The 13,517-nt window shown below is 70.8% G+C and carries 11 protein-coding genes; 3 read left to right on the top strand and 8 right to left on the bottom strand.

Features of this window, described 5'->3' with window-relative positions; translation table 11 throughout:
• The first annotated feature begins 10 nt into the window (after positions 1-10).
• A complete protein-coding gene (locus CJ010_RS08275) occupies positions 11-2,443 on the top strand; it encodes a Lon protease family protein (RefSeq protein ID WP_240794530.1) in 2,433 nt (810 codons plus the stop codon).
• A gap of 3 nt (positions 2,444-2,446) precedes the next feature.
• Here CJ010_RS08275 and CJ010_RS08270 read toward each other — a convergent pair whose 3' ends face one another.
• Genes CJ010_RS08270 through groL form a run of 8 tightly spaced genes read right to left on the bottom strand, consistent with a single transcriptional unit; the run spans position 2,447 to position 11,163 of the window.
• Positions 2,447-2,695, bottom strand: coding sequence for an acyl carrier protein (locus tag CJ010_RS08270; RefSeq protein WP_141017594.1), 249 nt, complete (start codon positions 2,693-2,695; stop codon positions 2,447-2,449).
• 9 nt (positions 2,696-2,704) lie between these two features.
• Entirely contained in the window at positions 2,705-3,892 is a 1,188-nt protein-coding gene (locus CJ010_RS08265; RefSeq protein WP_141017593.1) for a dihydrolipoamide acetyltransferase family protein, read from the bottom strand.
• Positions 3,893-3,896: 4 nt separating this feature from the next.
• Positions 3,897-4,868 carry an alpha-ketoacid dehydrogenase subunit beta gene (locus CJ010_RS08260; RefSeq protein WP_141017592.1) on the bottom strand — a complete coding sequence of 324 codons (972 nt, stop codon included), beginning with the start codon at positions 4,866-4,868 and terminating at the stop codon, positions 3,897-3,899.
• Positions 4,865-5,875 (bottom strand): pyruvate dehydrogenase (acetyl-transferring) E1 component subunit alpha, encoded by a 1,011-nt coding sequence (pdhA, locus tag CJ010_RS08255; RefSeq protein ID WP_141017591.1) that lies wholly within the window; start codon positions 5,873-5,875, stop codon positions 4,865-4,867. The genes CJ010_RS08260 and pdhA overlap by 4 nt, the downstream gene beginning before the upstream one ends.
• Positions 5,872-7,635 carry an acetate--CoA ligase gene (gene acsA, locus CJ010_RS08250; RefSeq protein ID WP_141017590.1) on the bottom strand — a complete coding sequence of 588 codons (1,764 nt, stop codon included), beginning with the start codon at positions 7,633-7,635 and terminating at the stop codon, positions 5,872-5,874. Before acsA ends, pdhA begins: the two co-directional genes overlap by 4 nt.
• A 24-nt stretch (positions 7,636-7,659) precedes the next feature.
• Positions 7,660-9,093, bottom strand: coding sequence for an RtcB family protein (locus CJ010_RS08245; protein ID WP_141017589.1), 1,434 nt, complete (start codon positions 9,091-9,093; stop codon positions 7,660-7,662).
• Positions 9,094-9,113: 20 nt separating this feature from the next.
• Positions 9,114-9,539, bottom strand: coding sequence for an archease (locus CJ010_RS08240; protein WP_141017588.1), 426 nt, complete (start codon positions 9,537-9,539; stop codon positions 9,114-9,116).
• A 10-nt stretch (positions 9,540-9,549) separates the two neighbouring features.
• The gene (groL, locus tag CJ010_RS08235; RefSeq protein ID WP_141017587.1) at positions 9,550-11,163 is read right to left on the bottom strand and encodes a chaperonin GroEL; all 1,614 of its coding nucleotides are present in this window, start codon (positions 11,161-11,163) and stop codon (positions 9,550-9,552) included.
• 223 nt (positions 11,164-11,386) lie between these two features.
• Between groL and CJ010_RS08230 the strand changes: the two genes are divergently transcribed.
• Together CJ010_RS08230 and CJ010_RS08225 are read left to right on the top strand one after the other, a co-directional pair.
• A complete protein-coding gene (locus CJ010_RS08230) occupies positions 11,387-12,019 on the top strand; it encodes a nicotinamidase (RefSeq protein ID WP_240794529.1) in 633 nt (210 codons plus the stop codon).
• A gap of 145 nt (positions 12,020-12,164) precedes the next feature.
• Positions 12,165-13,517, top strand: coding sequence for a nicotinate phosphoribosyltransferase (locus CJ010_RS08225; protein WP_240794528.1), 1,353 nt, complete (start codon positions 12,165-12,167; stop codon positions 13,515-13,517).

Below are 13,517 nucleotides of genomic sequence, written 5' to 3'. Positions count from 1 at the left end.
GGCCGTCCCCATGTGCCCGTCCGCTCCGCTTCAGCCGGAAGTGCTCTACACCGCCTGCGATCCGGCAGCGCTCGATTTCGGCAGTACCGACGAACTCCCCGATCTCGACGCCGCCCTGATCCACCCGCGCGCCGTCGAGGCGATGCATCTCGGCCTCGACATCCGCAAGGACGGCTACAACCTCTTCGTGCTCGGCGAGACCGGCAGCGGCCGCCACGCCATCACCCGCCAGTTGCTCGAAACCGAACGCCGCGGCGGCGAACCACCGGCCGACTGGTGCTACACCTACAACTTCGCCGAACCGGCCCGCCCCTGCCTGCTGCGCCTGCCCTGCGGCCGTGGTCCCGGCCTGCGCGACGACATGCAGCGCCTGGTCGACGCCCTGCTGCCGGCGATCACCGCGGTATTCCAGAGCGACGACTACCGTGGCCGCCTCGAAGCCTTGCAGGACGAGGAGAAGCAGCGCGAGGAAGCAGCACTGCAGGCGCTCGGCAACGAGGCCGTGACGCTGGGCATCGCGCTGCTGCGCACGCCCCACGGTTTCGCCTTCGTGCCCCTGAAGGAAGGCGAGGAGACGCTGACGAAGGAAGAGTTCGAAGCGCTGCCGGATGCGCGCAAGGACGAACTCGCCGGCCACATCAAGATGCTCCACGAGCGCATGCACAAGCTGATGGAGCAGTTTCCGCGCTGGCGCCAGGACATGCAGGACCGCATCAAGCAGGCCGGCAGCGAGGCCCTGCGCGCCACCGTGACCCACCTGGTCGATGCGATCAGGCCGCGCTACGACGACCTCCCCGTCGTCACCGCCTACCTCGACGCAGTTCTGCAGGACATCATCGAAACCGGGGAATCCCTGCACACCTCGACCCAGAGCGAAGGCGACACCGAAACCACCACCTACAGCGGCCTGATTACCGTGCAGCGTTATCTGGTCAACCTGCTGGTGGAGAACCCCGCCGACGGCCAGCGGCCGGTGGTCCATGAAGACCATCCGACGCTGCAGAACCTGGTCGGCCGCATCGAGCACGTGGTGCACATGGGCACCCTGCTCTCCAACTTCACCCTGATACGGGCCGGCGCGCTGCACCGCGCCAACCGCGGCTTCCTGATGCTGGACGCGGTCAAGGTGCTGTCCCAGCCCTACGCCTGGGAAGGTCTCAAGCGCTGTCTCACCGCCGGCCATGTCCGCATCGAGTCGCTGTCCGACCTGATCGGTCTCACCAGTACGGTCCAGCTAGAACCCGAACCGATGCCGCTCGAACTCAAGATCGTGCTGATCGGCGAGCGCCTCATCTATTACCTGCTGTCGCAGTACGACCCGGAGTTTCCTGCGCTCTTCAAGATCAACGCCGACATGGACAGCGAGGTCGAGCGCAATCCGCAGAACACCGCCCACTACGCGCGGCTGATCGCCACCCTGGCACGCCGCGACGCGCTGCGCCCCTTCAGCGCCGCAGCGGTTGCCCGGCTGATCGAGCAGGCAGCGAGGCTGGCGAGCGATGCCGAGCGCCTCAGCACCCAGACCCAGCCGCTCGACGACCTGATGCGCGAGGCCGACTACTTCGCCGGCGCGGCGCACGCCACGCGCATCGAGCGCGAGCACGTCGAGGCGGCGCTCGACGCCCATCGCCGTCGCCACGAACGCATCCGCGAGCGCTACCGCGACGGGATCCTGCGCGGCCAGCTGCTGGTCGATACCGCCGGCAGCGCGGTCGGCCAGGTCAATGGGCTGGCCGTGGTGCCGCTAGGCGACAGCAGCTTCGCCCACCCGGTGCGCATCACCGCCGCGGTGCGTGTCGGCGAGGGCGAGGTGGTGGACATCGAGCGAGAGGTCAAGCTCGGCGGGCCGATCCACTCCAAAGGCGTGCTCATCCTGTCGTCCTTCCTGGCCGCCCGCTTCGGCCGGCGCATGCCGCTGTCGCTCAAGGCCAGCCTGGTGTTCGAACAGTCATACGGCGGCATCGACGGCGACAGCGCCTCGCTGGCCGAACTCGCGGCGCTGCTGTCCGCGCTCGGCAATGTGCCGCTGCGCCAGTCGCTCGCGGTCACCGGCTCGGTCAACCAGTTCGGCGTGGTGCAGCCGGTGGGCGGCATCAACGAAAAGATCGAGGGCTATTTCGACATCTGCGCGGCGCGCGGTCTCACCGGCGAGCAAGGCGTGCTGATCCCCGCCGCCAATGTCTGCCACCTGATGCTCAGGCGCGAGGTGGTGGACGCCGCCCGTGCCGGGCGCTTCCGCATCTGGCCGGTAGCGAGCGCCGACGAAGCGATGGAATTGCTGAGCGGCCTGCCGGCCGGCGTACCCGACGACGAGGGCGAGATGCCGGCCGAGTCCTTCAACGCCCGCGTCGCCACCGGGCTGCGCCAGCTCACACAACTGCGGCGCGAGTTCGCCCGTCCGCTCACGCCGCCCAAGCCCGGCAGCAAGGCCGAAGACGCCTGAACCTCAGTCCGGCAGACGGTCGCGCAGGTAATCGACCAAGGCATCCAGCGTCGCCAGCCGGCCGTAGTCCGCTTCCGGGATCGCCACCTTCAGCCGGGTGGCGAGGCCGATCAGGAAGTTGAGCCAGTCCATCGAATCGAGATCGACCTGCTGGCGCAGCGGCCGGTTGCCGCGCAATGCGTCCGTTTCCACTTCCGGCGCGATCGTCTTCAGCGTCGCCAGCACGACGGCGCGCAGTTCGGTATCGTCCATCCCGCCTCCCTAGAGTTCCTCCGGCCGCTGCAGCAACTCGCGCACCTCGGCGAGAAAGCGCGCGCCGCGATGGCCGTCCGACACCCGGTGATCGGCCGCCAGGCTGGCGGTGACCACCGGCACGACCTGCATCACGCCGTCTTCCACCCACGGCCGCGGCGCGATGCGGCCGAAGCCGACCAGCGCCACCTGCGGCGGATGGATCACCCCCAGCACCGCCTCCACGCCCTGGTCGCCGAGATTGGTGACGGTGATGGACGGATCGCGCATCTCCGAGCTGCGCAGCGAGCCGGCGCGGGCGCGTTTCACCAGGTCGCCGAGCTCGGCCATCAGCACGCCGAGCGGCTTGGCATCGGCCTCGTGCAGCGCCGGCGCGATCAGCCCGCCCTGGCGCAGCGAAATCGCCACGCCGATGTGCACCGCCGCAGCCGGCTCGAAGCCGCCGTCGCGGTACCAGCCGTTCATCTCGGGATAGCGCTTCGCGGCCAGCGCCACCGCCTTCAGCTGCAGCACCGCCATCAGCAGGCGCGCGGTGATCGGGCGATCGGCATTGGCGGCGGCCAGCCAGGCCTGGGCGCGCGCCAGCGGAACCGACTCGAACAGGTAGTAGTGCGGGATCTCGCGCTTGGCGCGGCTCATCGCCGCGGCGATGGCACGGCGGGTTTCGGCGATGCGGTCGACGGCGACAGCGGGCGCCGCTTCCGCTGCGCCGGGCGCCGCCGCCGCGGCACGTTCGACATCGGCCAGCGTCACCGCACCGTCGGGGCCGCTGCCCTGCAGGCCGGCGAGCGCCACACCCAGTTGCTCCGCCCTGCGCCGCGCCGCCGGCGAGATGCGCAGCCGCGCCCCGGCCGACGGTGCCGCCACCGCCACCGCGCTGATTGGCTGTACCGCGGCCGGCGCCGCCTTCGCCGACGGCCTGCCGTGCGCCCTTGGCGATTTCGCCGCCGGCGCCTTCTCGCCGGGCGCCAGCACGATGGCGAGCACGGTGCCCACCGGGATCTTCTCGCCCGGCTGCACCAGCAGCTCGTGCATCGTGCCGTCCTGCCAGATCTCCACGTCCACCGCCGCCTTGGCGGTATCCACCACCACCACCGCCTGGCCCTTCTTCACCGCGTCGCCGGGCCGCACCAGCCATTCCAGCAGCCTGCCTTCGTCCATGTCGGCGCCGAGCGAGGGCAGCTTGAAGTCGAACATCGGCCTACGCCCCCACCAGCGCCTTCACCGCCGCGACGATCTTGCCGACCTGCGGCAACGCCGCCTCTTCCATGTGCTTGGCATAGGGAATCGGCACCTCCTCGCTGCACACCCGGACCGGCGGTGCGTCGAGCTCGTAGAAGCTGTCCTCGACGATGCGGGTGATCACCTCGGCGGCGAGGCTGCCGCTCCGCCAGCCCTCGTCCACCACCACCGCGCGATGCGTGCGCGCCACCGAGGCGGCGATGGTTTCGGTATCGAGCGGACGCAGCACGCGCAGGTCGACCACCTCGACGTCGATGCCCTCGGCCGCGAGTTCCTCCGCCGCCTGCAGCGCCTTGGGCAGGCAGCCGCCGTAGGCGAACACGCTCGCGCGGGTGCCGGCGCGCCGCACCGCCGCGCGGGCGATGTCGCACCGCCGTTCGTCCGGCAGCTCGTCCTCCAGGTTGTAGAGCTGGGCGTGCTCGAAGATCACCACCGGGTCGGGGTCGGCCAGCGCCGGTGCCAGCATGCCGCGCGCATCCGCCACGGTGGCCGGCGCCAGCACCCGGATGCCGGGGATGTGGGCGTACCAGTTCTCCAGGCTGTGCGAATGCTGGGCGGCGAGCTGGCGGCCGGCGCCGGTGGCCATGCGCACGACCAGCGGCACCGAGCACTGGCCGCCGGACATGTGGCGCAGCAGCGCCGCGTTGTTGACGATCTGGTCCAGCGCCAGCAGGCTGAAATTGACCGTCATCACCTCGACGATGGGCCGCATGCCGCCGAGCGCCGCACCGATGCCGGCGCCGACGAAGCCGAGTTCCGACAGCGGCGTGTCGCGGATGCGCTCCGGGCCGAACTCCTCCAGCAGGCCCTTGGACACCGCGTAGGTGCCGCCGTAACGGCCGACGTCCTCGCCCATCAGGAAGACGCGCGGGTCGGTGGCGAGCGCCTCGCGCAAGGCCAGGCGCAGCGCCTCGCGGTAGCTCATCCTCATGGCTGCGCTCCCGGCGTGTACACGTCCCTCGGCAGATCCTCGACCGGCTCCCAGGGGGCGGCCTCGGCGAACGCCACCGCGGCGTCGATCTCCGCTCCGGCTTCGGCATCGAGCGCGAGGAAGCCTTCCTCCGTCAGCATGCCGGCCGCCTTCAGCTGCGCAGAAAAGGTGTGGATCGGCCCGCGCGCCTTCCACGCCTCGACCTCGGCCTTGTCGCGGTACAGCTCGGGGTCGAACATGGAATGCGCACGGAAGCGGTAGGTCTGCAGTTCGAGGAAGACCGGGCCCTCGCCCTCGCGCACCTGGCGCGCCGCCTGCGTGGTGGCCTCCAGCACCGCGCGCACATCCATGCCGTCGGCCTTGCAGGTGGCCATCCGGTAGCTGGCGGCCTTGGCGCAGAGATCGGTCTGCGATTCGGAGCGCGCCAGCGCGGTACCCATCGCGTACAGGTTGTTCTCGCAGCAGAACAGCACCGGCAGCCGCCACAGCGCAGCGAGGTTCATCGCCTCGTGGAAGGCGCCTTCGGCGACCGCCCCCTCGCCGAACACGCAGGCGGTGACGCGGCGCACGCCCTGCATGCGGTCGGCCAGCGCCAGCCCCGTCGCCAGCGGCAGGCCGCCGCCGACGATGGCATTGCCGCCGTAGAAATGGCGCGTCACGTCGAAGAGGTGCATCGAGCCGCCGCGCCCGCGCGAACAGCCGGCCGCCTTGCCGAACATCTCGGCCATGATCGCGCTCATCGGCACGCCGCGCAGCAGCGCATGGCCGTGCTCGCGGTAGGTAGCGACGACGTTGTCCCCGTCCTCCAGTGCATGCATCGTGCCGGTGGCGCAGGCCTCCTCGCCGATGTAGAGATGGAGAAAACCGCGGATCTGGCCGGCCCCGTACAGCTCGGCGCATTTCTCTTCCATGCGGCGGATGCGCAGCATGTCGGCGAGCAGGCGCAGCGCCAGCGGGCGGGCGGTCGTCGTGGCGGTCGCAGTGGTCGCGGTAGTCTTGCGCGTCATGCGCCGGCCTCCAGCGTCGAGGTGTCGCCTTCGGGCAGGCCGAGTTCGCGCGCCTTCAGCAGGCGCCGCATGATCTTGCCGCTGCGGGTGCGCGGCAGCACCGGCAGGAAATCGATCTCCTTGGGCGCGACCGCCGCACCCAGCCGCTTGCGGGCGTGGCCGAGCAGTTCCAGGCGCAGCGCCTCGTCGGCCACGTAACCCTGCCTGAGCGAGACGAAGGCCTTCACCACCTCGCCCACCATCTCGTCCGGCTTGCCGATCACCCCGGCCTCGGCCACCGCCGGGTGCTCCATCAGCGCGCTCTCGACCTCGAAGGGGCCGATCAGATGGCCGGCGGACTTGATCACGTCGTCGCTACGGCCGACGAACCAGTAGTAACCGTCGGCATCGCGCCGGGCGAGATCGCCGGTCAGGTACCAGTCGCCGGCGAAGCACTTGCGGTAGCGTTCCTCGTTGTTGAGGTAGCCGCGCAGCATGGACGGCCAGCCGCGCCTCAGCGCCAGTTCGCCCTCCTCGTCCGCCTTGCTTACCAGCGCCACCGAACCGTCGGCGTGCTGGCGCACGATGGCGGCTTCCACGCCCGGCAGCGGCAGGCCCATGGAACCGGGCTTGATGTCCAGCGCCGGCAGGTTGGCGATCATGATGCCGCCGGTCTCGGTCTGCCACCAGTTGTCGTGGATGGCGTGGCCGAGCACTTCCTTGCCCCACCACACCGCCTCCGGGTTGAGCGGCTCGCCGACGCTGGCGACGAAGCGCAGCCTGGGGAAGCGGAACTTGCGCGCCAGTTCTGGGCCGGCCTTCATCAGCATGCGGATCGCGGTCGGCGCGGTGTACCACACGCTCACCTGCTGTTCCTGCAGGATGCGATACCAGCGCTCGGCGTCGAAGTCCGCCTCGTCCACGATGGAACTCACGCCGTGCAGCAGCGGCGCGACGATGCCGTAGGAGGTGCCGGTGACCCAGCCAGGGTCGGCGGTGCACCAGAAGACGTCGTCCGGATGCAGGTCTAGCGCGTAACGGCCGGTCGCCCAGTGCGTCACCACCGCGCCGTGCACATGCATCGCGCCCTTGGGCGTGCCGGTGGTGCCGCTGGTGAAGTGCAGCAGCGCGGGGTCGTCGGCGGTGGTGGCCGCGGTGTCGAATTCGTCGGCGGCCTGCGCCATCAGCGCGGCGAGGTCGTGGGTGCCAGGCTCGCTGGTGGTGCCACCCTCTTCGGCCACCAGCAACACATGGCGCAGGCTGGGCAGCTGCTCGCGCAGCTTCGCCACCTTGCGCGCGTAAAGCAGGTCGGTCGTGACCAGCACCGCGCCCTCGCCCAGCCGGATGCGTGTCGCCACCGGCTCCGGGCCGAAGGCGGAGAAAAGCGGCGACACCACGCAGCCGGCACGCAGGCTGCCCAGCACCGCGACGTAGAGTTCGGGGATGCGCCCGGCGAGCACGAAAACCGTCTCGCCACGGCCTACGCCCAGCATGCGCAGCACATTGGCGAAGCGCGCGGTGAGCGCGGCGAGTTCGCCGTAGCTCACGTCGCGCACGCCGCCGCGGCCGAGAAAGCGGAAGGCGACATGGTCGCGCAGCGCGCCCGCCGCATGGCGCACCACCGCCTCGTGGGCGATGTTGAGGCCGCCGCCCGGCAGCCCCGCCAGCGCCGCGCGTGCGTCGGCCCAGCGGAAGTTGCGGCAGGTGGCAGCGTAGTCGGCCAGATTGGGCGCCACCGCCAGATCGGCGGCGGTCTTGTGGATGATGGCGGGACGCGGCATGTGCGCTCTCCGAAGTCCGACGGCTCAGCCCTTGATGCACACCAGTGGCCGCAGCCGCGCCACCCGTCGCGCCAGCCCGGCGCACTCGGCGGCCTCCACCACCGCGCCGACGTCCTTGTAGGCGAGCGGCGCTTCCTCGGCCACGCCGCGCAGGCTGGGGCTGCGGATCAGGATGCCGCGCGCCTCGAGTTCGCTCACCACGCTGCCGCCGTGCCAGCGCCGCAAAGCCTCGTTGCGGCTCATCGCGCGGCCGGCGCCGTGGCAGGCGGAACCGAAGGCGCGTTCCTCGGTACCCGCGGCACCGGCCAGCACCCAGGACGCGGTGCCCATGCTGCCGCCTATCAGCACCGGCTGGCCGGTGGCACGGTACTCGGCCGGCAGTTCGGCATGCTGCGGCCCGAAGGCGCGCGTCGCCCCCTTGCGGTGGACGAAGAGGCGCCGCCGCCGGCCGGCGCGATCGACGTGCGACTCCTCCTTGCAGGTGTTGTGCGACACGTCGTACAGCAGGCTCAGGCGCGCACCCGGCAGCACCGTGGCAAAGGCCGCGCGGGCGAGATGGGTGAGGATCTGGCGGTTGGCGAGCGCGCAGTTGATCGCCGCCCGCATCGCGCCGAGGTAGCGCCGGCCGAGTTCGGACCCGAGCGGCGCGCAGGCGAGTTCGCGGTCGGGCAGCGCGATGCCGGCCTTGGGCGCGGCCACCACCATCTCGCGCAGGAAATCGGTGCCGATCTGGTGGCCCATGCCGCGCGAACCACAGTGGATGGTGACGAGCACGTCGCCCGCCGCCAGCCCGTAGGCCTGCGCGGCGGCGGCGTCGAAGAGCTCGTCGACGATCTGCACTTCCAGGTAGTGGTTGCCCGAACCGAGCGTGCCCATCTCATCGCGCTGGCGCTTCTTCGCCCTCTCCGACACCGCCGCCGGATCGGCACCGGCGACGCAGCCGTGCTCCTCGATGCGGGCGAGGTCGGCCTCGCTGCCGTAGCCTTCCTTCACTGCCCAGCGCGCCCCGCCGCGCAGCATCGCGTCCATGCCGGCGGCGGACAGGTGCAGCGCGCCGGTGCTGCCCACGCCCGCCGGAATGCGCGCATAGAGCACGTCGGCCAGCCGCGCCTTCACCGCCTCGACCTCGGCGAGCTTCAACCCGGTGTGCAGGCTGCGCACGCCGCAGGAGATGTCGAAGCCGACGCCGCCGGCCGACACCACGCCGCCCTCGCCGGCATCGAAGGCCGCCACCCCGCCGATGGGAAAGCCGTAGCCCCAGTGCGCGTCCGGCATCGCGTACGACGCATCGACGATGCCGGGCAGGCTGGCGACGTTGGCGACCTGCTCGCGCACCTTGTCGTCCATCGCCTCGATCAGCGCGCGCGAGGCGAAGATCACCCCCGGTACCCGCATGCGGCCGGTCGCCGGCAGCTCCCATTCGTAGGGGCCGCGCTGGCGCAGTCTGGCGATGTCCATGTCCGCTGCCTCCTGACGCCTCAGACGTCGACCACGCACTGCGCAAGCCAGCCGCCGTCCGCCTGCCGTGCGACTTCGAGCTCGCAGTAGGTCGCGCCCTTGACCTCGGCCGCCGGCTGGTGGCGGCCGACCTCCACCGGCTCGCCCCAGGCGCTGGCGCGCAGCCAGGCACCGCCGGCATCCACATCGATCTCGATGTCGAAGCGCGAGAACAGCATGCGCCGCGTCGCCATCTCGAACACCAGTGCGTTGAGCCAGTCGACCAGCAGCTGTTCGAGCTCCGGCGCGGTGCATTCGATGCTCACTGCCTCGCGCGGCACCACCGTCGCAAGGTCGCAGATCACCGCGGTCAGTGCAGTCGCCGCCCCGGCAAAGGCATCTTCCGGGCTCGCGCCGCGGCCGCGCACGCCGATGTCGGCCTCGTGCGGAAAGGTCTCCCACGGCATCGGTCGCCCTCTACATGTCCATGTCCGCGGCCGGCGCAGCAAACGGCGCCGGCGCCTCGGCCACCATGCAGTCGGTTGTGAGGATCAGCCCGGCCACCGAGGCGGCGTTCTGCAGCGCGGTGCGCGTCACCTTGCAGGGGTCGAGCACGCCCATTTCCACCAGGTCGCCGTATTCGGTGCTGGCCGCGTTGAAGCCGAAGTTGCCGCTGCCGGCCATCACCCTGTCCAGCACCACCGAGGGTTCGATGCCGGCGTTGGCGACAAGCTGGCGCAGCGGTTCCTCCACCGCGCGCAGCACGATCTGGATGCCGCAGTCCTCGTCGTGATTGGCACCGTGCAGGCTGCCAAGCGCCGCCCGCGCACGCAGCAAGGCCACGCCGCCGCCGGGCAGCACGCCTTCCGCCACCGCCGCGCGGGTGGCATGCAGCGCATCCTCCACGCGTGCACGGCGCTCCTTCATCTCGGTCTCACTGGCGCCACCCACCTTCACCAGCGCCACGCCGCCGGCCAGCCGCGCCAGCCGCCGCTGCAGGCCCTCGCGCTCGTAGTCGCTGTGGACATGTTTGAGTTCGGCACGGATGCGTTCGATGCGGGCGTCGATGCCCGCGCGCGCGCCGCCTCCGCCTATCAGGGTGCAGGCTTCCTTGTCGACTTCCACCCGCCGCGCCGTCCCGAGCTGCGCCAGCGTCATGTCCTCCACGCTCAGACCGGCGTCGGCGCTGATCAGCGTGGCGCCGGTCAGCGCGGCGATGTCTTCCAGCATCGCGCGCCGGCGCTCGCCGAATTCCGGCGCCTTCACCGCACAGGCCTTGAGGGTGCCGCGCAGGCTGTTGACTACCAGCACCGCCAGCGCCTCGCCGTCGATGTCCTCGGCGATCAGCAGCAGCGGGCGGCCGTCGCGCGCCACCAGTTCGAGCAGCGGCAGCACGTTGGCCACCGCCGAGAGCTTGCGGTCGCTCACCAGCACCAGCGCGTCCTCCAGCACCGCGAGCGTGCCCTCCTTGGTGTTGATGAAGTAGGGCGAAAGATAGCCGCGGTCGAACTGCATGCCCTCGACCACTTCCAGCGTGCTCGCCAGCCCGCTGCCCTCCTCGACCGTGATCACGCCGTCCTTGCCCACCCTATCCATCGCATCGGCGATCAGCTCGCCGATGGCGGAGTCGTTATTGGCCGAGATGCTCGCCACCTGGGCGATCTCCAGCCGCGTCGCGCACGGCCGCGCCATCGCCTGCAGCGCAGCGACCAGCGCCTCGGCCGCCCGATCCACGCCACGCTTGAGATCCATCGGATTGATTCCGGCGGCCACGTGCTTCATGCCTTCGCGCAGGATGGCGACGGCAAGCAGGGTCGCGGTGGTGGTGCCGTCGCCGACCAGCTCCGAGGTGCGTGCCGCGACCTGACGGACGAGCTGCACGCCCATGTTCTCGAAGGGATCGGCCAGCTCCACCTCGCGCGCCACCACCACACCGGAGTTAATGACGACCGGCGGGCCGTAAGGACGTTCGAGCAGCACCGTGCGCGCGCGCGGGCCGAGGGTTTCGCGCACCGCGTCGGCCAGGATCATCACGCCGTGGAGGATCTTGTGGCGCGCAGCTTCGTGAAAAAGGAACTGCTTCGCAGCCATCTTCCCCTCCCCTCTCGTCCTTGCCCGCGGGCGATGCCCCTGTGGGCCGGATGGTCTTGCTTCGCCATTTCATCTTAGCGGGCTATCCCACCGTTGCCAGATCGCTTGCGCTTCGGCGCGCGGCCGCTGTCCTGTCGCCCGCCGGCAGGCTATATAAAAAGGTGAAGCGTCGACAGCCGCCGGACCGCTGCGGCTGGCAGAACGCCCACCGAGGAGACAGGGGATGAAACGACACAGGCTGGCGGGCAGCGGGCGCATGCCTGCCTTGCACCTGCAGCGTGGCGATGCGCTGCTGGTGGTCGATGTCCAGCGCGACTTCCTGCCCGGCGGCGCCCTCGCAGTACCGGACGGCGACCGGGTGGTGCCCGTGCTCAACGAGTACATCGCGCTCTTCGCACGCGAGGAACTACCCATCGTGTTCAGCCGCGACTGGCACCCGGCCGACCATTGCTCTTTCCAGGCCCGGGGCGGGCCGTGGCCGCCGCATTGCGTGGCGGGCAGTCCCGGCGCCTGCTTCGCACCGCGGCTGAAGGTGCCGGCCGTCGCCACCGTGGTGTCCAAAGCCACCACCAGCGCCGCCGACGCGTATTCCGCCTTCGAGCGCACCTGCCTGGCCGAATGGCTGCACGGCCGCGGCCGCCGCCGCCTCTTCATCGGCGGGCTCGCCACCGACTACTGCGTGCTCGCCACCGTGCGCGACGCGCTGGCCGCCGGCTTCGAGGTGATGCTGCTGGTCGATGCGATACGTGCGGTCGACGTCCATCCGGGCGACGGCGCCCGCGCGCTGCAGGCAATGCGCGCGGCGGGCGCCCACCCGGTCACCTTGGCCGCGCTCGACAGGGCGGTGCACGCATGAGCGCCGCCGCCCGGCCGCCCGAAGGGGGCGCGCCCTCCCCCGGGGAGGGTGAAGATGGGGTTTCATGGAGCACTGCTCCGCGCCGGCGGAACGGGCCGACTGTGCAAAGCCGACCCGCCGTCGTGCAGCGACAGGGGGTAGTGCAGTGAGCACCGAGGCCGGCAGTCCGGCGCTGCTCACCGACCTCTACGAACTCACCATGCTGCAGGCCTACTTCGACGAGGCCATGTACCGGCCGGCGGTGTTCGAGCTCTTCGTGCGGGTGCTGCCGCCGCAGCGCAACTTCCTGATGCTGGCCGGCATCGAGCAGGCGCTCGACTACCTGGAGAACCTGCGCTTCACCCCCACCGAACTCGACTGGCTGCGCGGCACCGGCCGCTTTCGCGGCGAATTCATCGACTGGCTGCGCGATTTCCGCTTCACCGGCGAGGTGCATGCGATGCGCGAAGGCAGCCTGTTCTTCGGCAATGAGCCGGTGCTGCGCGTCGAGGCACCGATCGGCCAGGCCCAGTTCGTCGAGAGCCGGCTGATCAACCTGGTGAACTTCTCCACCCTGGTCGCCACCAAGGCCGCGCGCTGCGTGCTGGCCGCGCCCGGCAAGGTGCTGATCGACTTCGGCCTGCGCCGTGCCCACGGCGCTGAGGCCGGGCTGCTGGCGGCACGTTCCAGCTACCTCGCCGGTTTTGCCGGCAGCGCCACGGTGCTGGCCGGCCAGCGCTACGGCATCCCGGTGTTCGGCACGATGGCGCACTCCTACATCGAGGCGCACGAGTTGGAGGTCGACGCCTTCGAGCATTTCGCCGCCTCGCAGCCGCGCAACGTCACCCTGCTGATCGACACCTACGACACCGAGGCCGCCGCGACCAAGGTGGTGGCGCTGGCGCCGGCCTTGCTGCGCCGCGGCGTCAACCTGGTGTCGGTGCGGCTGGACAGTGGCGACCTTGCGATCCATGCGCGCAAGGTGCGCGCCATCCTCGATGCCGGCGGGCTGGAGGACGTGCGCATCTTCGCCAGCGGCAACCTCGACGAATTCCGCATCGCCGCGCTGCTGGACGGCGGCGCACCTATCGACGGCTTCGGCATCGGCACCCACCTCACCACCTCGTCGGACGCGCCGACGCTGGATTCCGCCTACAAGCTGGAGGTCTATGCCGGCGAAGCGCGGCGCAAGCGCTCAGAAGGCAAGGCCACCTGGCCGGGCGCCAAGCAGGTGCACCGCCAGCTCGACGCCGACGGCGGCCTGCTACGCGACCACATCACCCTCGCGGACGAAGCCCATGCCGGCGCGCCGCTGCTGCAGGCGGTAATGCGCAACGGCCGCCGGCTGGCCGCGCCGGAAGCGCTGCCAGCACTGCGCCAGCACGCCGCCGCCGAACTCGGCCGCCTGCCGGCCGCACTGCGCGGGCTGGAAAGCGTGCCCGCCGAAGCGGTCTATCCGGTGGAGATTTCCGCCGGCCTGCGCCGCCTCGCCGCCCAGCTCGACCGCGTGCCGCACTGA

Origin of the sequence: Azoarcus sp. DD4 (genome assembly GCF_006496635.1) — a bacterium.
Taxonomy (GTDB): domain Bacteria; phylum Pseudomonadota; class Gammaproteobacteria; order Burkholderiales; family Rhodocyclaceae; genus Azoarcus.
This window is presented reverse-complemented; position numbering and strand designations above follow the sequence as displayed.

Coding starts and splice junctions, on each gene's coding strand:
- CJ010_RS08240 (WP_141017588.1), bottom strand. CDS start 9,539: ATGCCGTGGGAGACCTTTCCGCACGAGGCCGACATCGGCGTGCGCGGC.
- acsA (WP_141017590.1), bottom strand. CDS start 7,635: ATGCCGCGTCCCGCCATCATCCACAAGACCGCCGCCGATCTGGCGGTG.
- CJ010_RS08275 (WP_240794530.1), top strand. CDS start 11: ATGTGCCCGTCCGCTCCGCTTCAGCCGGAAGTGCTCTACACCGCCTGC.
- CJ010_RS08245 (WP_141017589.1), bottom strand. CDS start 9,093: ATGGACATCGCCAGACTGCGCCAGCGCGGCCCCTACGAATGGGAGCTG.
- pdhA (WP_141017591.1), bottom strand. CDS start 5,875: ATGACGCGCAAGACTACCGCGACCACTGCGACCGCCACGACGACCGCC.
- CJ010_RS08260 (WP_141017592.1), bottom strand. CDS start 4,868: ATGAGGATGAGCTACCGCGAGGCGCTGCGCCTGGCCTTGCGCGAGGCG.
- groL (WP_141017587.1), bottom strand. CDS start 11,163: ATGGCTGCGAAGCAGTTCCTTTTTCACGAAGCTGCGCGCCACAAGATC.
- CJ010_RS08270 (WP_141017594.1), bottom strand. CDS start 2,695: ATGGACGATACCGAACTGCGCGCCGTCGTGCTGGCGACGCTGAAGACG.
- CJ010_RS08265 (WP_141017593.1), bottom strand. CDS start 3,892: ATGTTCGACTTCAAGCTGCCCTCGCTCGGCGCCGACATGGACGAAGGC.
- CJ010_RS08230 (WP_240794529.1), top strand. CDS start 11,387: ATGAAACGACACAGGCTGGCGGGCAGCGGGCGCATGCCTGCCTTGCAC.